Annotated in this window: 9 protein-coding genes, 5 tRNA genes, 3 rRNA genes and 2 pseudogenes; 14 read left to right on the top strand and 5 right to left on the bottom strand. The window is 31.0% G+C overall.

The annotated features are described in order from the left end of the window. The first annotated feature begins 90 nt into the window (after positions 1 to 90). Positions 91 to 1,076: pseudogene (tsaD, locus tag AYWB_RS01160) on the top strand (tRNA (adenosine(37)-N6)-threonylcarbamoyltransferase complex transferase subunit TsaD). 412 nt (positions 1,077 to 1,488) lie between these two features. On the opposite strand, the pseudogene AYWB_RS04510 reads toward tsaD, so the two are convergent. From AYWB_RS04510 to AYWB_RS01180, 5 genes and pseudogenes are all read right to left on the bottom strand, one after another. Then, positions 1,489 to 1,744 (bottom strand): annotated as a pseudogene (locus tag AYWB_RS04510) (IS3 family transposase); the annotation flags it as partial. A 273-nt stretch (positions 1,745 to 2,017) separates the two neighbouring features. Continuing rightward, entirely contained in the window at positions 2,018 to 2,608 is a 591-nt protein-coding gene (tsaB, locus tag AYWB_RS01165; RefSeq protein ID WP_011412534.1) for a tRNA (adenosine(37)-N6)-threonylcarbamoyltransferase complex dimerization subunit type 1 TsaB, read from the bottom strand. 91 nt (positions 2,609 to 2,699) lie between these two features. Continuing rightward, positions 2,700 to 3,188: a tRNA (adenosine(37)-N6)-threonylcarbamoyltransferase complex ATPase subunit type 1 TsaE gene (tsaE, locus tag AYWB_RS01170; protein WP_011412535.1), complete on the bottom strand. Its 489-nt coding sequence runs from the start codon at positions 3,186 to 3,188 to the stop codon at positions 2,700 to 2,702. Between the two features lie 90 nt (positions 3,189 to 3,278). Next, positions 3,279 to 5,786 (bottom strand): DNA gyrase subunit A, encoded by a 2,508-nt coding sequence (gene gyrA / locus AYWB_RS01175; RefSeq protein ID WP_011412536.1) that lies wholly within the window; start codon positions 5,784 to 5,786, stop codon positions 3,279 to 3,281. A gap of 98 nt (positions 5,787 to 5,884) precedes the next feature. Further along, complete coding sequence (locus tag AYWB_RS01180; protein ID WP_011412537.1) at positions 5,885 to 7,900, bottom strand: DNA topoisomerase subunit B; 2,016 nt, start codon at positions 7,898 to 7,900, stop codon at positions 5,885 to 5,887. Between the two features lie 390 nt (positions 7,901 to 8,290). On the opposite strand from AYWB_RS01180, the gene AYWB_RS01185 reads away from it, so the two are divergent. The 13 genes from AYWB_RS01185 to AYWB_RS01245 all read left to right on the top strand — a co-directional run bounded on the left by AYWB_RS01185 (position 8,291) and on the right by AYWB_RS01245 (position 20,102). Continuing rightward, a complete protein-coding gene (locus tag AYWB_RS01185; protein ID WP_011412538.1) occupies positions 8,291 to 8,782 on the top strand; it encodes a hypothetical protein in 492 nt (163 codons plus the stop codon). A 1,185-nt stretch (positions 8,783 to 9,967) separates the two neighbouring features. Then, positions 9,968 to 10,264, top strand: a complete 297-nt coding sequence (locus tag AYWB_RS01190) for a single-stranded DNA-binding protein (protein ID WP_238374429.1) — start codon at positions 9,968 to 9,970, stop codon at positions 10,262 to 10,264. Positions 10,265 to 11,131: 867 nt separating this feature from the next. Then, complete coding sequence (locus tag AYWB_RS03645) at positions 11,132 to 11,365, top strand: SVM family protein (RefSeq protein WP_011412540.1); 234 nt, start codon at positions 11,132 to 11,134, stop codon at positions 11,363 to 11,365. A 497-nt stretch (positions 11,366 to 11,862) separates the two neighbouring features. Next, complete coding sequence (locus AYWB_RS01200; RefSeq protein ID WP_011412541.1) at positions 11,863 to 12,642, top strand: hypothetical protein; 780 nt, start codon at positions 11,863 to 11,865, stop codon at positions 12,640 to 12,642. Between the two features lie 902 nt (positions 12,643 to 13,544). Next, the gene (locus tag AYWB_RS01205) at positions 13,545 to 14,126 is read left to right on the top strand and encodes a hypothetical protein (RefSeq protein WP_011412542.1); all 582 of its coding nucleotides are present in this window, start codon (positions 13,545 to 13,547) and stop codon (positions 14,124 to 14,126) included. Positions 14,127 to 14,854: 728 nt separating this feature from the next. After that, a 16S ribosomal RNA gene (locus AYWB_RS01210) occupies positions 14,855 to 16,387 on the top strand. 105 nt (positions 16,388 to 16,492) lie between these two features. After that, positions 16,493 to 16,569 (top strand) — tRNA-Ile (locus AYWB_RS01215). 63 nt (positions 16,570 to 16,632) lie between these two features. After that, positions 16,633 to 19,498 (top strand): 23S ribosomal RNA (locus AYWB_RS01220). A gap of 35 nt (positions 19,499 to 19,533) precedes the next feature. Then, positions 19,534 to 19,642: ribosomal RNA gene (gene rrf, locus AYWB_RS01225) — 5S ribosomal RNA — on the top strand. The 16S, 23S and 5S rRNA genes sit together here with 5 tRNA genes alongside, the layout of an rRNA operon. A 25-nt stretch (positions 19,643 to 19,667) precedes the next feature. Further along, positions 19,668 to 19,743 (top strand) — tRNA-Val (locus AYWB_RS01230). A 53-nt stretch (positions 19,744 to 19,796) separates the two neighbouring features. After that, positions 19,797 to 19,872: transfer RNA gene (locus AYWB_RS01235), tRNA-Thr, on the top strand. 7 nt (positions 19,873 to 19,879) lie between these two features. After that, positions 19,880 to 19,955, top strand: a tRNA-Lys gene (locus AYWB_RS01240). A 61-nt stretch (positions 19,956 to 20,016) separates the two neighbouring features. Then, positions 20,017 to 20,102 (top strand) — tRNA-Leu (locus AYWB_RS01245).

A 20,102-nucleotide genomic window follows, 5' to 3' on the forward strand; every position in this document is an offset into this window, starting at 1 on the left:
AAAATTTCTAACTGTTTCATTTTTAGACAACTTAATTATTTAAAAATATCATTTATTAATGTAAAAATAAAATTATAAAAAGGAAATTATATGAACATTTTATCAATCGAAACTAGTTGTGATGAAACGAGTTGTGCAGTTACTCAAAATGGTAAAAAAGTACTTTCTAATGTAGTTTTTTCGCAAATTAAAGATCATCAAATTTTTGGTGGAGTAGTCCCTGAAATAGCTTCTAGAAACATATTCAATTTATGACCTTGGCATTACAACAAACCCTTAAAGAAGCACATCTCACACCCCAAGAAATTGATTTAGTAGCAGTTACTCAAGGACCTGGTTTAGTGGGTTCGTTGTTAGTGGGCATTAACGCCGCTAATGTTTTCGCCTACACTTATAAAAAGCCTCTTTTGGGAGTAAATCATTTATTAGGGCATATCTATTCTGCTCAAATTGAACATGAAATTAAATTTCCTGCCTTAGTACTTTTAGTTTCTGGAGGCCACACCGATCTTTTTTATCTTACGGATCATCTCCAAATCAAACCTTTGGGTACTACTATTGATGATGCAGTAGGAGAAGTTTATGATAAAATTGCTAAAAACCTTAATTTGCCTTATCCTGGAGGACCTTTGATTGATCAATTAGCCCAACAAGGAAAAGACACTTATCATCTGGTACGTCCTTATTTAAAAAATGACAATCTTAATTTTAGTTTTTCAGGATTAAAAAGTACTTTGGTAAATTTAGTGATGAAGCAAAACCTAAAAGATATCAATATTCCTGATTTATGCGCTTCTTTTCAAACCAGCGTTATTAATGTTTTGTGTGAAAAAACCAAAAGAGCTTTAACCAAATATCATGTTAAACAATTAATTGTTGTTGGTGGAGTTGCTTCTAATTCTGGTTTAAGACAAAAGTTTATGACATCTTTTTCTAACTTGGAAGTTATTTTTCCTAGTTTACAATATTGTACTGATCAAGCTGCTATGATAGGAATTGCGGCTTATTATCAGAATCAAATTACCAAAGCTTCTAAAAAATATGATCTTACGGCAAAACCTAACTTGTTTTTTTGATTTTTGATAACTCTCCTTTGAATATAATGAAAAAAAGATTCCTAAAAGGGAATCTTTTATTTTTTTTACCTTTTGTTTGGTTGTTGGTGGTATTTGCTTTTTCTTTATTGTTTATTTCAAAATTGTTCTTTTTCTTCTTCTTTCAAAGCATAAACTTCACTTTGATTAAGGGTGTCTTTTTTTTCTAATAAAGCCTGATTTATTTTTCCACTAATGCTTTATTTTTTCTAAAATATTTTTAACTTCTTGATAACATACATCAACTATTTTTTTAAATATTTTACCTTTATACTATATAGTTAGGTAAAAAAAGTTAAAATTCCGTTAAGAAAATGCAATTATATTTTTTTACATAACTGTGTTATTTTGGTTAAAAAAATGTGCAAAAATAACTTTTTTTCAAGGCTAAAAATTAAAAAAATAATTTATATAAGACTTTAGTAATATTGATAAGGGATGAATAATTTAATTTAACTAAAATCCATTGATTGTTCCAAAATTTAGGGAAATAATTGATTATTTTTTTAATTTTTCGTGTGATTTTTGAAATAAAAAATATGTTGATGTTGTAAGATAGTTTTCATTTGATCGAAAAGGATTTCAATTACGTCTTTATTACATTGATTAGCTTTTCTCGACATGCTGATTAAAAAACCTTTTTTATTTAGTGCCTACCTAATTAACTTTTTTGTTTTTTCTGATTGAGTATTTCATCATTATCTTTATAGCATCTTTTGGAGTTTTTTCTTTTTGTTATAAGTTGCATCCCAAGACTTGCCTGATTGAGGAGGTCAATTTATTAATTTATTTTCTTCTGTGCTGTTTGCTCATTAATCTGTATATCATGATTGTTTTCCTTGCAATTTTTTATATAAAAAAAGAGACTTAAAAAGTCTCTTTTGGGATTATTTCATTATTTAAAAAAACATTTTTACTTTTTTTCAATCAATTTTTTCTAAATTGCGTTCTGCCTGGGTTTTAGTTAAGTAGTTAGGAATTAATAAATGGGGATTGGAAACAATTTTTGCAAATTCCTTGATGGTGCGCAAATCTATTTTGATAGCAGTTGGCTCAATTAATAAATGATTAGGAAAAGATTTCAAGAAATTACTCTCAAATCTACCTTCGGTTAAGCAAATGTGGTTGTCTTTGAGGCTTAAAGCAAAAAAAGCATTACTTCTAGCATCAATTAAGGGAGTAAGCGAAGCATAAGAATAACCACTAGATAAAAGCAATAGACTGCTTATTTGGTATAAAGGTATTTTCAAGTTGAAGGCTAACATTTTGGCTGTAAGAACTGCTACACGAGTGCCAGTATAAGAACCAGGGCCCACACCAACTATTAAAGCATCTAAGTTGTTTATACCTAAATTATTTTCTTGTAAGACGCTTTCAATTGAAGGAATCATGTAAGGAACATAATCGTTTTTGCCAAGGCGGGATTTGAAAGTAGTAATTTTTCCTTGGATGACTAAAATAACTATTTGGCTTTTGGTTGCATTATCTAGAATTAAAATGTTTTTGTGATTCATTGTTTTATCGCTTTCAAAAGTTTGTTTGGAAAATTATAAAAAAAATTAAAGGTTGATTTTTGGTATAAGTATTTTTCATATCATTTTTTAATTATTTATTTTTATTATCGAGGTTGTCATTTTGATATATAGTAATTTTTCTTTTAGTTTCATTTAAAAATGTCATTTCTACTAAAAAAGCAAAATCAGGAAAAAGGTAACTGCAATTTTGAAAATATTCTACTATAACAAAATCTTGATAAGTAAGGTCTTCTAATAGTTCTTCTAAAAATTCAGGTTCAAGGTTTGTGCGATATAAATCAAGATGACAAATAGTGTGTAATTTGTTCTTGTAGGTTTTAGAAATGACATAAGTAGGACTACAAATGTTTTGAAGGATAGCGAAACTTTTAATAAAGCCCTTAGTAAAGATAGTTTTTCCACAACCCAAAGATCCTTGCAATAAAATGATTGTTTTGCTTTGTTTTTCTTTTGGAGTGTTTCTTTTTTGATTGACGATTTTTTTTCCTAAATTGTAGCCTAATATTTGGCTTTCTTTTGGGGTGTTAGTAATTGCTTCTAAATATATTTTGGTTTTCATGTACGTTTTAGACCTTTAATTATGATATTAAAATAATAATGATAAGTCATTTGTTCTTTTGTTTTTTTTTTTTTTAATGTTGGTTTAAAATTAATTTTCTACGACATCTATATCAAGTACTTCTTTTTTGACAACTGCTACTGAAACTGCTTTATGACCTGTTTTTAATTTGATGATGCGTGTTCCTTGTGTAGCTTTGTTTTTGGTTTTGGTGATTTGGTCAATTGCAACTCTTACTACTTGTCCTTTGTCAGAAGAAACAATAAGATCATCTGAAGGTAGGACTACTTGTAGTGTTATAAGTCTTCCTTTTTGATCGTTTACTTTGATAGTTTTAGAGCCTTTGCCACTACGCGCTTGAATGCGGTATTGGTTGACATTGGTGATTTTTCCAAAGCCGTTTTCAGTCATTACTAAAATGTTTTGTTCTTTGGAATCAACATCAAATAAAGCAGCTCCTACTAAGAATTCATCACTTCCAAGACGCATCCCAATTACACCCATACTGTTGCGACTAATGCTTTTAATTTTGGTTTCGCAAAAACAAATAGCATTGCCATTGTTAGATGCTAGAATGATGTTTTTAATGCCTGTGGTTTTTTTTACTGTAAGGACTTCATCGTTTTCTTTTAGTCTAATTGCGATAAGTCCTCTTTTGGAAATGTGACTGTATTCTTTGAGAGGTGTTTTTTTTACTATACCTTTTTTGGTAGCAAAGAATAAGTAATCTTGGGATTGATCAAAGTTTTTAATACTGGTAAAAGAAGTTAAAAATTCGTCTTTTTCGAATGGTAAGAAATTAACAAGGTGGCTTCCTTTGGATTGTCTTTGACCTAAAGGAATTTCGTAGCCTTTGAGTTGATAGACTTTGCCTTTGTTAGTAAAAAATAAGTGATAATCGTGAGTAGAAGTAATTGCTAGATGTTCAATGAAGTCTTCTTCGTAGATTTTCATACCAGAAACGCCTTGTCCGCCTCTTTTTTGTTGTTTGTAAGTATCAATATCCATGCTTTTTATATAGCCTTTGTTAGTAATTGTAATAATGATAGGCTTTTTTTCGATTAGGTCTTCGTCTTCAAAGTTTAGGGGAGCATCAAAATTGAGGGTAGTTTTTCTGTCATCTTGGTATTTTTTTTTCATTTCTAGAAGTTCTTTTTCTAAAATGCGTTCTTTTTTCTTTTGGGAATCAATGATACTTTTACATTCTAAAATTTCTTGAGTGAGGTTTTTTTCTTCGGTGATAAGTTTTTGAGTTTCTTGGTTAGAAAGTCTTTGAAGGCTCATTTCTAAAATGGCTTTGCTTTGTATTTCGTCAAAATTGTATTTTTGCATTAATTTTCTTTGGGCTTCTTTGACATCTGTAGAAGTTTTGATGAGTTTAATAGCAATTTCGATGTCTTCTAAAATAGTGATAAGGGCCGTTACTAAATGTTTTCTTGCGCTTGCTTTTTTGAGTTCAAAGCTTTTTTGTCGGTTAATAACTTCGATGCGGAAATTGAAAAAAGCTTCTAAGATTTGTTTTAAAGAAACTAATTGGGGAGTTTTCCCAACTAAGGCAACCATATTGATTCCAAAAGAAATTCTTAATTGGGAATGTTTGTAGAGTTTGTTAAGAATAATTTTGGCGTTAGCGTCTCTTTTAAGTTCAATTACGATTTTCATTCCTTTTCGACTGGATTCGTCTCTAAGGTCTGTGATTCCTTCTACTATTTTGTTCTTAACTAGAAAAGCAATTTTTTCAATTAGATCAGTTTTTTTTACTTGATAAGGAATTTCTGTAACAATAATTGAAGTTTTTCCTCTTTCTTCTAAAACGTGACTTTTAGCCTTTAAGATAACAGCTCCTTGTCCTGTATGATAAGCACTTTTTAAACTTTGTAAGCCTAAAAGTTCACCACCAGTAGGAAAATCAGGTCCTTTAATATGTTGCATTAACTCATCAATAGAAATGTCTTTATTATTAATGTAGTTAATTAAACCATCAATGACTTCGCCTAAATTGTGAGTAGGGATTTTGGTGGCCATTCCTACTGCAATTCCTGTAGCTCCATTAATTAATAAGTTGGGAAGAGCTGTTGGAAGTACTAATGGTTCTTTTTCAGTTCCATCGTAATTATCAACAAAATCAATTGTTTCTTTGTCAATGTTTTTGATTAGTTCCATCGCCATTTTTGCCATTTTAACTTCAGTATAACGCATAGCTGCTGCTTTGTCGCCATCAATTGAACCAAAGTTTCCGTGACCGTCTACTAAAGGATAACGGTAACTAAAATCTTGAGCCATTCTTACCATCGCCTCATAAATGCTTGAATCGCCATGAGGATGATATTTACCCATAACATCCCCAACTACACGAGCTGCTTTTTTGTAGCTTGCGTGACTGTAGACGCCTAATTCTTTCATACTATATAAAATACGTCTTTGGACTGGTTTTAAGCCATCTTTAATGTCTGGTAAAGCTCTTGATACAATTACGCTCATTGCATAACTTAAGAAGGATTTTTTCATCTCTTCACTTAAGTTTACTTCTTGAATTTTGCCATGATCGTGGGGTTTGTGGATGTTGGCTTCATTGTTTTGAGTTTTATGGTCGCTCATTTTTAACCTCTTTTTTAAATATATATATATATATATATATAAGTTGTTATTTAATGTTATAGTTTGTTAGTTTTAGTTTTATTAAAATATTTTTTTAATTAAACGTCTAAATCAGCTTCTAAGGCTTTTTCTAAGATGAAGTTTTTTCTCGGTAAGACTTTTTCTCCCATTAACATGTTAAAAGTTTGGTCTGTTTCCATTAAAGCTTCTTCATCACTTAAAGCATTAAGGGCATCTTTGAGACTTGCTTTGAGAAGAGTACGATTTTCTGGGTCCATAGTTGTTTCCCAAAGTTGATTAGGATTCATTTCTCCAAGTCCTTTGTATCTTTGGAACCCATCTTTTAAGCTGTTTTTATTTGCAAAAGTTTGTTTGGTTTTTTCATCGTAAAAATATTTTGGAGTTCCTTTTCCTTTTTGGTATTTGTATAAAGGAGGGCGAGCAAAATAGATATATCCTTTTTCAATTAATTCGCGAAAATGTCTGAAAAAGAAAGTTAATAGTAAAGTTCTTATGTGGGCTCCATCAACATCGGCATCTGTCATAATTATAATTTTGTGATAACGGATTTTATCTACATTAAAGTCTTTGCCTTTACCGATGTTAATTCCTGCACCAATTGCTTGTATTAAGGATTTAATTTCTTTATTGGTAAGAATTTTGGCATCTAGACTTTTTTCCACATTAAGGACTTTACCACGCAAAGGAAGGATGGCTTGAAAACGCGAGTCTCTTCCTTGTTTAGCAGAACCACCCGCTGAATCTCCTTCGACAATGTATAGTTCAGAAATATGAGGGTCTTTGCTTCTACAATCAGCTAATTTGGAGGCAAAACCTAAAGAATCAAGGGGCTTATTTCTTACTACTTCACGAGCACGTTTAGCAGCTAGACGGGCATTTGCAGAAAGAAGACATTTATCAATTATTTTCCTTGAATCTTGGGGATGTTCTAATAAATATTTTTCTAAAAATTCGCCAAACAATTGGGATGTAATTTGTCTTACTTCAGTATTTGCTAGTTTAGCTTTAGTTTGTCCTTCAAATTGAGGGTCTTGATGTTTTAAAGAAATAATAGCAGTAATTCCTTCTAAGATGTCTTCACTTAATAAATGTTCATCTTTTTTTAAAAGATTGAATTCCTTAGCATATTTAGAAATAACACGGGTTAGGGCTAATTTAAAACCTTCTTCGTGAGTTCCTCCTTCATGAGTAGGAATATTGTTAACAAAAGAAAAGATTTTTTGGCTTTGAGTGTATCTAGGAATAGTGTCTTTGTCTTCTTTTTCTTCTATTTCGTTTCCTTGTTCGTCTTTTTTGGTAGGACGGAGTTGGGTAGTGTATTCAAAGACAATTTCAAAAGCTAGTTTTTGAGCTTCTTTTTCCAGATAAAAAATTTCGTGAAAAGGAATTTGTTTGTGGCTAGTGTTAATAAAATCTATGTAGTCTTGTAATCCTTTTTCATGGCAAAAGTTAAAAACAGTTTCTTTTTCGTATCTTTTGTCAGCAATTTTTAATTTAAGACCTTTGTTTAAAAAAGACAATTGTTGCATTCTTTCTTTGAGAGTATCAAAGTTATAAATGGTAGTTTCTTGGAAAATTTCGGGGTCTGATAAAAATTGGATAGTAGTTCCTCTTTTGTTAGTTCCCCCAATTACTTCCAAAGGTGAAACTGCAATTCCTTTTTCGTATTTTTGAAAATAGATTTGTTTGTTAAGGCGAATTTCTACAGTAAACCAATTAGAAAGAGCATTTACCACAGAGGCTCCTACACCATGAAGCCCTCCTGAAACCTTGTAAGAAGAACTGTCAAATTTTCCTCCAGCATGAAGAGTAGTTAAGATTGTTTCTACTGCTGGTTTTCCTGTTTTGGGGTGAATATCAACTGGGATTCCTCTACCATTGTCAGAAACACTAATAATTTCTCCAGGTAGGATTTCTAAAGTAATGTTGTTAGCGTGTCCTGCTAAAGCTTCGTCAATGGAATTGTCAACAATTTCCCAGACTAAATGATGAAGTCCTTTTTGAGCAGTCGAACCAATATACATTCCTGGTCTTTTGCGAACTGCTTCCAAACCTTCTAAAATTTGAATACTATCAGCATTGTAATTTTTCAAAAGAATAGCTCCTTTTTTGTAAATTTATAAAATATTAAAAATAGATTAAAGATTAAAGAATAAAATTTTTAAAATATGCAAAACATGCAAAAAAAGATAAATAAAAAACTTTTCAATAGCAAAATATTAATTAATGAAAAATATTTATCAATTATTTTTTTAATTCATTATTTTTTGGTAAAATATTTATTATTGTTTTTGATAATTTGGATAAAAAGATGATATTTTATACAACTTAATCACAACATATTATAACATAAAAACTAGTTATTTTGTGTTTTTTACAATTAGTGAGTAAAAAATACTCTAAATTGACTTTTTGAGTTATAATAGAAGTAATAGCAATTTCGTTTTGCTATATTAATATTGTAAAAGGAAGGACAAACATAAATGCAAATAGTAAGCTTAGGCAAGAAATTTTTTTTATTTTTTAGTTTATTTTTAAGTGTACTTTTTATTTCTTTATTTGATATTTATCAAATAGTTGGAGCAGTAACACAAGTAGACAAAACAACTTTAACTACTGAAGATAGTGAAGGAAAAGTTCCTAAAGAAGTTGTAAAAGAAACCAATAATGGTGCTAAAACTGAAACATCTCCTGAAGGAAACAAAGTAACAGCACAAACTTTAGGAGAAAATAATGCAGTTACTAAAACTGAATTAAATACTGAAGGAATTAAAACCACAGTTAAAACTTTTGGAGAAGGTGACGCAGTTGTCCCAACAGTTGAAAAACTACAAGAACAAGAAAAAAAAGAAAAAGATAAAACCAAAGATAAAGAACAATCTAAATTCTTACTTTGTTTTTTAGCGGTATTAGTAGTATTATCAGTTTCTGCAGGATTTCTTTATTCTAATAAACAAAAACAAGCTAATAAATAAAAACTTTAAACAATTATATAATTTATAAATTAAACTGCCTTAATTGGTAATTTTTTTAAGAAGTTTATATTCAAGATAAAAGAAGATAAAATATTTTTAGTAAATTTTTGAATCTCATTATCATTAATTATAAATGATGAAAAAAATTATAATTTTTATTTCTTTTTTTACGTTATAATATAGTTAATAGTAAGTCATTAATCTCTTAATATTTGCTATTTTTATTAAAAATAAAAAAGAAGAAAAGGTGTGGCACACTACAAATACAAAAAATAATTTAAGTAAGAAGAGTAGAACTCTTTTAGTTTTTAGTTTTTTTATTTTTAGTTGGTTTATTTTTATTTTTAATATGAGTAATATTAATATTAGGGCATATTGAGACAAAGATACAGAAGCTAATCGAGTTGTACAAGAATTATTAGACCTAGATATTAATGTTGAATTGGCTAAATGAGTCCAATAATCAGATAAAGAAGTCGTTAAAGATAAAATTAACAAAGATTAATTAATTACAACTGCAAAATGTTTACAACAAGTTAAAGATAAAGTTGCAGGTTTTGCATAATAAGTTAAAAAAATCTTTTGTTACAAAAGAATTAACTTAAGTATTCAAAAATACAGAAGTTCAAACAGCAGTTAATGCAAAATTAGCTCAAGCTATTAAAGCTGCTGTTAAAAATTATTTGATGAAAGGTAATTGCTTTAGTTAATAAGGTGTTCCAAAAGTTTAGACACTTTTTTGTTTTTTAAAAAACAAAAAGAATTTAGAAATACTAGATCAATTAATTAAATTTCATTCACAATTAGTGACATTAGTCAAAAAATTAGTTAAGCAATTTAAATATTATCATCTAATTTTAATTAAAGAAGAAAAATAGATACAACCCCAATTGGGATAAAATATTTAATACTCATCAATTATGGTTAAAAAAGTTAATCATATTTTTTTAAATCAACTAACAAAAAAATTAAGTCCAAAAGGTATTTCAGATTATCCACTTAAATTTTTGTATTCCTTTAGTAAATATTAACTAAGATGATACAAAGTTTTATACCAACTCCAAAATCACTGAACAACTTCATTTAAAAATAACACAAATCAAAAACATTAAAAACGTCACTATTAAAAAAATATATAGAAGAGAAATAAAATTATGTCAAGCTATGTCAAGCAAAGTCTAATTAATTGGTCATCTAAACCAAGATTTAGAAAAACAATACATTAACAGCAATAATGAACAAATACCCAAAATTGATTTACAATTAGCTGTTAATATCAAAGATATAACCCAATTTATCCCATGCGTAGTTTTTAGAAACCAAACTGAAAACATGGATAAATATTTACATAAAGGTTCTAAAATTTGCCCTAAAGGAACAATTTCTATCCAAAAAAATACTAAAGTGATTATTAATAATATAATCTTTTTAGACAATAAATCTAAAGAAATTTTATCTTTTAACTGGAAAAATAAATATTAAAAAACCGAAAAAATGACATATAAGATTAAATTATAATTATTTTTTTACGTAAATTATGCTTTTTTATAAAAAAATATAGAAAAATATAACCCTTTTCTCTTCATCTCGATATTTAATTAAAAAGTGTCATATTATTATGTAATAATAATAAAAATACTATTATTAAATTATGGATATAATTAACATCTCAGTAAAAAAATTAAAATATTCACCTAATAATTATAACACCCACAGATAATCTTCAAACTGAGATAAAGCCCCAAAATGGCACCTAGAAAAAGAATCAAAAAAAATCTTATCAAAAATTTTACAAAAAACACAATAGAAGTAAAAAAATAAAGGAATTTTTAAATAATGAAGAAATTAAAAAATATAAATATTTTATTATTTATTTGTTTAGGATTGTTATTAATTATTATTAAAAAAAATCATATGCTTTTCCTGGAATTACTTTAGAAGCAAGAAAGTCTCAATTAGAAGAGATTAAAATCGAACTTGAGTCACAAGGAATAGTTTTATTACAAGAATTAAGAAATATTACAAACAATAATGGAATAGAAAATATTCAAGATATTCATATGAGGTTAAATAATAATCAAACACAACTTCTTGCAACAATAATGGAAATAAATAATATAACAGAACAATTGAAAAACACACAAATTAATTAAATTAATCCTAATATCCAATTCTAAAAACAACAAAACACATTTACAATATGACATGAAATATTGCATAATTCCCAATTTGAATGTAAAGTTTTCAACCTCCACTTTAACTGTATCCATAAAAATTTTGTCCATCTTTAAAAAACATAATTATGACAAATCTATATGTTAATAAAAAAATAAAAGGAGAATTTAATAAATGTTTAAATTTCAAAATCAATTTAAAAGAATAACTATTTGTTTATTTATTTTCTTAGGGTTATTTTTAATTAATTGTTATCCAGTTATGGCGATAAATAATTTAAATGATGAAAATTCAATAAATAATGAAATTAATAAACTTTATTTAGAACAAAAAGAATTATCTAAAAAACTTAAAAAAATTCATATTTATCATTTAAGTGGTGATATAAAATTAAAAAAAATTAGATAATTTAGATCAAATAATCAAAAAACTTTATCAAAGACTTTCTGACATAAATCTTTTAAAGTATATAAATGAACAAATTTGGAATTATTCATATGAACGAAATCAAGTAGCGAACAAAATTTTAAGTCATTTTTTTCAAGACCCCACTACAATACAAGAACTTAATTTAAATCATCAAAAATTAATAAAAAAAATTAATAATCTAAGTCAAAAATATATTAATTTACAATATAAATTAAATTGTTGTGAATAAATAAACAATTCTCCTTATCGCCCTTCGACTTCTTTTACGAAATTACCTCAACCGAATGATAAAACAAAAAAGGGGATTTAATTAATGATTAACTTACAAAAACAATTAAAAATAATAATTATTTATTTTAAATATAAAGACTCAAATTATTTTTTTATAAAAAAAATAAAAATTTCAAAATAAAAAAAGTATAAATTTTTTTGTTTTCACTTTTGTACTTATTAAAAAAAGAGGAAAATAAAGTTTTATGAAAATTACAAGTTTAATTAATTTTAATCAATTTAAAAAAAAATCATTTTTACTTTTATTTTTACTTTTATTTGTGCATTTTATTTATAATACAAAAAATTTTGTAAAAGCTATGGAAACAAGACAAAATGAAAATAGCAAAAATATTATTCATTTAAACTTAAATGATGAACTACAAGAATCCGAAATATTTCAATTTAATAATGCTTTTAATGATATTGATGGTTTAAATAAAACATTAAAAAAATTTAAAATAAAATTAAATAATGAATTAAATATAAATTCTTTAAGTGAAATAAAAGAAAAATTTAATGGTTTTCGAATGAACTTTTTCATTAAATTAAATTTTTTATGGTATATATATTCCAAACACGAAAATCATGCTCATATATTGTATACTAATTATGCTTCGGATGTTGATAATATGGGTAATTTGTTTCTTGTGCCTTCTTTTCAACGTAATCATTACATAAGTTTGGGTGATAAAATAAAATTAATAGACGATACATTCATGATGCAAAATAACGATAGAATAGAAATTTATCGTAATAGTTTTGATGCTAAAAATCAAAGAGAAAACACTTTAGAATGTTTTAATTCCATTTATTCAGACAATTTATTTCAAATTTTTTTGGATTTTGATATAAAGGAAGAACATGATGGTTTGTATATGTATTTCAATTTATATAAACATGGATTTACAGAATTAAATAATTATTGTTTTAAAATAGATTTTTCTTTAGATCGAAAAATTGATTTTATTAAAAATATAATTTAATATTGAAATTTTTATAATAAAAAAAGATTCAATAATTTGTTTACTTTTTAAAAATTCTTTAAGGCTAACTTCATAGTTATTTTTTTGTTTCAAACCCTAAAAAAATAAAAAAATTAGAAATGTGATATTAATTAAAATCAATTTAACTTTAGTAAAAAAATAAGTTCAAAATTTAAATATTAATTTATATTAAGAACTTATTTGTATATTTTTAAAATATAAAAATAACAACGAAAATCCTTTTTAAAGAAAAGGTATATTAAAATATTTTTTCTTTTCAATATATAGTTCAGTAAAAAAATTTAAAAAGTCGTGTAAAAAACGAAATTATAATTATTTTTTACTCAAATGTGTTTTTTGGTCAAAAAATGTGCAAAAAGAGAACCTTTTTCAAGGTTGAATATTTGAAATAAAAATGGATGTTGATTTTGATGTTAGTGGTTTTTCTTCACATACTTATTAAAAAACTTTTTTTTAAAATCTGTTTAACTTTTTTTTGATTGATAAACTTTTCATTAATCTAAGTTAATTATAAAAAAATATTTTTCTGTGTTTAAAATTTTCTAATTGATAATAAATAAAATTCAGCCCCTTTTTATAGGTTTGCTATATTTTATCTACTTTTTAGCATCTAATTTATGTAACTTTAAATTATCTATTTTTTATATTTTTGTTTTGCTTATCAATTCTTTTATTGGCGTTGATATAAATTTAATTAGAAAGATTTTTAAATTCTTTTTAAAGGCATTATTATCCCTTTTAATCTTAGTAATTTAACTAATTATATTAATAAAAAGACTAAAAATTATCATAATCCACCAGTTAAATAAATAAACAAAAAACCACACAAAAAATTAATTTTTACTATTAAGAAAGTATCTAAAAATAAGGAGATATTAAAATTGAGAATTATACCTTATGAACTTTATCCTTATGCCTCTGATCTTACTTTATGTGCTTTAAGAAAAGAGTTTGGTATGTATGATCATTGTTTAAATACTTGCAAAAAAAATAAAGCTATGCAACCGTTTTTAGATATGAAAAGAAATTATTTTTATTTATCATTTGATTTGTGGGTATTAGAGATGCAACAAAGAAAGCATTATATTAATAGTTTTCATTTGTTTTATGCCAACAAACATAAATATTACCTTATTAAAACTGATTTTATCTTGATATTGGAGTGTTGTATTCAATGGGAAATAAAAGGATTTACACCTTACAACACTTCTTTATCTTGGTTTTTGGTGGCATTAAAATGTTTAGAAAAACGACAAGAAGCAAAATACCAAAACAACCCCCACCCCAACTTTTTACCAATTCCATCAACTAATTATTATCTAGATTTTTGCATTTATCAAAATTTATTATTTTGGTACAAACAAACTTTTATGCAAGCCAACGAAAAAGGAAACCTAAAACCCAAACAACTCAATATGGAAGAAGTGAAAAACTATTTCCAAACACAACTAAAATACATATAGGCTTTCAAATTAGTAACAATCCATCAATGTATTGTTTTTTTTAAGATTATTTATAAATGATGTTTGCCCCTTTTTGTCTAAAAAATGCAAAAGTAAGAAAAAACAACAAAATGAACTGAACACTTTTTATTAAAAATTATAACACCTTCTTTTTTTGATCTTTTTAAATAACAATTTTTTTTCATCGATATCGCAAAACATTTACAAAAAATATAATTTTGCAAAAAATTTAACAAAAGTTTTTTTTACTTGCCAAATCCTAAAATGTTTGTTATAATATTATAGTAATTATGTTATATATTTTTTGAAGCACAATTTCGACAGATCAAATTTGCCTGAATAAATTTTATAATCACCCCAACTTTTACCATTTATTTTAGCAATTATTTTGCCGCATTTCAATTTTTTTTAATTTTTAAAAAAAGCAACAAAACATTTGCTATTTGTTTTTTTATATGATATAATAAAAAAGGTATTGCAATTTTATTTGCTTTGAAAACATTTTTTGAAAGCAAAAACAACAATTTTCAATTATTTTTTGAATTATTTGTAACTTGCTAAATTGCATATTTTAATTATTTATTCTTAATTTATTTTTTCACAAATTTTTACTAAAACTACCTTAATCTTTGAAAACTGAAGATGATAATTAACGAATATTTTCAATTATTTTTTTAACACCTTAAAATTGACACCAAAAAGCAATTTTTGATGCATCAATTTTGTAACATACGAAGAGTTTGATCCTGGCTCAGGATTAACGCTGGCGGCGTGCCTAATACATGCAAGTCGAACGGAAGTTTAAGCAATTAAACTTTAGTGGCGAACGGGTGAGTAACGCGTAAGCAATCTGCCCCTAAGACGAGGATAACAGTTGGAAACGACTGCTAAGACTGGATAGTAGACAAGAAGGCATCTTCTTGTTTTTAAAAGACCTATTAATAGGTATGCTTAGGGAGGAGCTTGCGTCACATTAGTTAGTTGGTGGGGTAAAGGCCTACCAAGACTATGATGTGTAGCCGGGCTGAGAGGTTGAACGGCCACATTGGGACTGAGACACGGCCCAAACTCCTACGGGAGGCAGCAGTAGGGAATTTTCGGCAATGGAGGAAACTCTGACCGAGCAACGCCGCGTGAACGATGAAGTATTTCGGTACGTAAAGTTCTTTTATTAGGGAAGAATAAATGATGGAAAAATCATTCTGACGGTACCTAATGAATAAGCCCCGGCTAACTATGTGCCAGCAGCCGCGGTAATACATAGGGGGCAAGCGTTATCCGGAATTATTGGGCGTAAAGGGTGCGTAGGCTGTTAAATAAGTTTATGGTCTAAGTGCAATGCTCAACATTGTGATGCTATAAAAACTGTTTAGCTAGAGTAAGATAGAGGCAAGTGGAATTCCATGTGTAGTGGTAAAATGCGTAAATATATGGAGGAACACCAGTAGCGAAGGCGGCTTGCTGGGTCTTTACTGACGCTGAGGCACGAAAGCGTGGGGAGCAAACAGGATTAGATACCCTGGTAGTCCACGCCGTAAACGATGAGTACTAAACGTTGGGTAAAACCAGTGTTGAAGTTAACACATTAAGTACTCCGCCTGAGTAGTACGTACGCAAGTATGAAACTTAAAGGAATTGACGGGACTCCGCACAAGCGGTGGATCATGTTGTTTAATTCGAAGGTACCCGAAAAACCTCACCAGGTCTTGACATGCTTCTGCAAAGCTGTAGAAACACAGTGGAGGTTATCAGTTGCACAGGTGGTGCATGGTTGTCGTCAGCTCGTGTCGTGAGATGTTGGGTTAAGTCCCGCAACGAGCGCAACCCTTATTGTTAGTTGCCAGCACGTAATGGTGGGGACTTTAGCAAGACTGCCAGTGATAAATTGGAGGAAGGTGGGGACGACGTCAAATCATCATGCCCCTTATGACCTGGGCTACAAACGTGATACAATGGCTGTTACAAAGGGTAGCTGAAACGCAAGTTTTTGGCGAATCTCAAAAAAACAGTCTCAGTTCGGATTGAAGTCTGCAACTCGACTTCATGAAGTTGGAATCGCTAGTAATCGCGAATCAGCATGTCGCGGTGAATACGTTCTCGGGGTTTGTACACACCGCCCGTCAAACCACGAAAGTTGGCAATACCCAAAACCGGTGGCCTAACTTCGCAAGAAGAGGGAACCGTCTAAGGTAGGGTCGATGATTGGGGTTAAGTCGTAACAAGGTATCCCTACCGGAAGGTGGGGATGGATCACCTCCTTTCTAAGGAAACAATTATCATCTTCAGTTTTGAGAGACTTAAGAAAGTTTTTCATTTTAAATTGTTTGCAAATTGTATTTGCAACATTTAAATCTTTTTAAGATTAAGGGCCTATAGCTCAGTTGGTTAGAGCACACGCCTGATAAGCGTGAGGTCGGTGGTTCAAGTCCATTTAGGCCCACCATAACCAAAAATAGGCAAAATCTTAAAAAAGCTCTTTGAAAAGTAGATAAATGAAGGTTAAAAAATCAAAGGAACTAAGGGCGCACAGTGGATGCCTTGGCACTAAGAGCCGATGAAGGACGCAATTAACGGCGAAACGCCACGGGAAGCTGTAAATAAGTGAAGATCCGTGGGTCTCCGAATGGGAAAACCCATTACATTGAAGATGTAATATTCTTCTAATACGATTTATCTTATTAGAAGAAAGGAAACGCGGCGAACTGAAATATCTAAGTAACCGCAGGAAAAGAAAGTAATAACGATTCTGGTAGTAGTGACGAGCGAACCCGGAACAGCCTGATATCATTTGTAGTTATAAAATTTTAACGAAGTAGAAGCTTTTGGAAAGAAGCACCAAAGAAGGTGACAGTCCCGTAAACGTAAGTTAAAATCTAGGGTATCAATAAGTACGGCGAGACACGAGAAATCTTGTCGGAAGATGGGAGGACCATCTCCTAAGGCTAAATACTTCTTAGTGACCGATAGTGAACTAGTACCGTGAGGGAAAGGTGAAAAGAACCCCGAAAGGGGAGTGAAATAGATCCTGAAACTGTGTGCCTACAATTAGTCAAAGCACGTTAATGTGTGATGGCTTGCCTTTTGCAGAATGAACCGGCGAGTTATGATATGGAGCAAGGTTAAGTTTTAAGGAACGGAGCCGTAGCGAAAGCGAGTCTTAATAGGGCGTTTAGTTGCATGTCATAGACCCGAAACTGAAGTGAGCTAGCCATGAGCAGGTTGAAGTTTAGGTAAAACTAAATGGAGGACCGAACCAGGACACGTTGAAAAGTGTTTGGATGACTTGTGGCTAGGGGTGAAATTCCAATCGAACTCAGAGATAGCTGGTTCTCCCCGAAATAGCTTTAGGGCTAGCGTTGATTTAGTAATTTGGTGAAGGTAGAGCACTGAATGAGTAAGGGCTCCACCTCGGGGTACCGAACTCAATCAAACTCCGAATGTTACCAAATAAAATCAGCAGTCAGACTGTGGGTGATAAGGTCCATGGTCAAAAGGGAAAGAGCCCAGACCGTCAGCTAAGGTCCCAAAATTGATGTTAAGTGGCAAAGGAAGTGAAGACGTTTAAACAACTAGGAGGTTGGCTTAGAAGCAGCCATCCTTTAAAGAGTGCGTAATAGCTCACTAGTCGAATGACTCTGCGCCGAAAATGTACCGGGGCTAAAACATCATACCGAAGCTACGGATTCAAATGACTTCTTAGTTATTTGAATGGTAGGGGAAGCGTTCTGACATCAGTGAAGCCATAGCGGAAGCAGTGGTGGAGAGGTCAGAAGTGAGAATGCCGGTGTAAGTAACGAAAAGATAGGTGAGAATCCTATCCGTCAAAAACCCAAGGTTTCCAGGGCCAGGTTCGTCCTCCCTGGGTTAGTCGGGTCCTAAGGTGAGGGAGAAATCCGTAATCGATGGCAAGCAGGCTGAGATTCCTGCACTAGTTAATCAACTGATGGAGGGACAAAGCAGGCTAAACACCCCCCTTATTGGATTGGGGCAGAAAAACTAAGTCTGAGAAGACAGGCAAATCCGTTTTCTCATTTAAAAGATAAGGTTTGAAAGTAAAGTGATTGATGTCATACTTTCAAGAAAAACTTCTAGGGCTAATTGATTAACTACCCGTACCGCAAACCGACACAGGTGGGTAGGTAGAGTATACTAAGACGCGCGAGCAAACTCTTGTTAAGGAACTCGGCAAAATTACTCCGTAACTTAGGGATAAGGAGAGCTTTTATTAAAACTAAAAGCCGCAGAGAATAGGCCCAAGCGACTGTTTATCAAAAACATAGGTCTCTGCTAAACCGTAAGGTGATGTATAGGGGCTGATGCCTGCCCGGTGCTGGAAGATTAAAAGGAGATGTCAGGCAACAAAGCATTGAATTGAAGTCCCAGTAAACGGCGGCCGTAACTATAACGGTCCTAAGGTAGCGAAATTCCTTGTCGGGTAAGTTCCGACCCGCACGAAAGGCATAACGATTTGGGCGCTGTCTCAACAAGAGCCTCGGTGAAATCAAATTACCGGTGAAAATGCCGGTTACCCGCGACAGGACGAAAAGACCCCATGGAGCTTTACTGCAACTTAATATTGAAATTGGAAATAAGATGTACAGGATAGGTGGGAAACTGTGAGAGAAAAACGCTAGTTTTTCTGGAGTTGTCCTTGGGATACCACCCTTGTTATTTTTAGTTTCTAACCTGCACATGTGTAATGTGAGGGACAGTGTTTGGTGGGCAGTTTGACTGGGGCGGTCGCCTCCTAAAGAGTAACGGAGGCGTTCGAAGGTTCCCTCAAAATGGTTGGAAATCATTTGTAGAGCATAAAGGCATAAGGGAGCTTGACTGCAAGACTTACAAGTCGAGCAGGGACGAAAGTCGGACTTAGTGATCTTACGGTACCGAATGGAAGGGCCGTGACTCAACGGATAAAAGCTACCCTGGGGATAACAGGCTTATCGCTTCCAAGCGTTCACAGCGACGAAGCGGTTTGGCACCTCGATGTCGGCTCATCGCATCCTGGAGCTGGAGAAGGTTCCAAGGGTTGGGCTGTTCGCCCATTAAAGCGGAACGCGAGCTGGGTTCAGAACGTCGTGAGACAGTTCGGTCTCTATCCGTCGTGGGCGTTGGAAATTTGAAAGGAACTGTCCCTAGTATGAGAAGACCGGGATGGATATACCGCTGGTGTTTCAGTTGGTTCGCCAGAGCCACAGCTGAGTAGCTATGTATAGAAGGGATAAACACTGAAAGCATCTAAGTGTGAAGCCCCCCTTAAGATGAGATTTCCCTATGAGGTCCCTGAAAGACTATCAGGTTGATAGGCTAGAGGTGTAAGAAGAGTGATCTTTTCAGCTGACTAGTACTAATAGACCCATTGACTTTGATTTTTTAAATACCAACGTTTATCTAGTTTTGAAAGATCCTTGGTGCATAAAACTAAGGGGCAACACCTGTTCCCATCCCGAACACAGCAGTTAAGTCCTTAGTACTGACAATAGTTCTTTATTGAGCGAAGATAGGGAGTGCCAAGGTTTGCTTTATAAAAAAGAATAAAAAAGAGGATTAGCTCAGTTGGGAGAGCGTCTGCCTTACAAGCAGAATGTCGGGGGTTCAAGTCCCTCATCCTCTACCAAACAATTACTATCTTTTTTATTCTTTTTTTTATAGAAAAACAATAATTTTATTGCCAAAATAGCTCAATAGGTAGAGCAACTGATTTGTAATCAGTAGGTTACGGGTTCGATTCCTGTTTTTGGCACCACTTTATTGTCCCGTTAGCTCAGCTGGTAGAGCACTTGACTTTTAATCAAGGTGTCGAAGGTTCGACTCCTTCACGGGATACCACTTTTTATTAACCTTTACTTTTCTTTTTTTATTTTTATACAAAAAAATGTTTATATATATTGCCTGGATGGTGGAATCGGTAGACACGTGGGACTTAAAATCCCATAGTTTATAGCTGTGTCGGTTCAAGTCCGACTCCAGGTACCA

The sequence above is a fragment of the Aster yellows witches'-broom phytoplasma AYWB genome (assembly GCF_000012225.1).
Classification (GTDB): domain Bacteria; phylum Bacillota_I; class Bacilli_A; order Acholeplasmatales; family Acholeplasmataceae; genus Phytoplasma.

Excerpts from the sequence above, each read along its gene's own strand:
- tsaE (WP_011412535.1), bottom strand. The coding sequence starts at position 3,188 with ATGAAAACCAAAATATATTTAGAAGCAATTACTAACACCCCAAAAGAA.
- AYWB_RS01200 (WP_011412541.1), top strand. The coding sequence starts at position 11,863 with ATGAAAATTACAAGTTTAATTAATTTTAATCAATTTAAAAAAAAATCA.
- AYWB_RS03645 (WP_011412540.1), top strand. The coding sequence starts at position 11,132 with ATGTTTAAATTTCAAAATCAATTTAAAAGAATAACTATTTGTTTATTT.
- gyrA (WP_011412536.1), bottom strand. The coding sequence starts at position 5,786 with ATGAGCGACCATAAAACTCAAAACAATGAAGCCAACATCCACAAACCC.
- tsaB (WP_011412534.1), bottom strand. The coding sequence starts at position 2,608 with ATGAATCACAAAAACATTTTAATTCTAGATAATGCAACCAAAAGCCAA.
- AYWB_RS01185 (WP_011412538.1), top strand. The coding sequence starts at position 8,291 with ATGCAAATAGTAAGCTTAGGCAAGAAATTTTTTTTATTTTTTAGTTTA.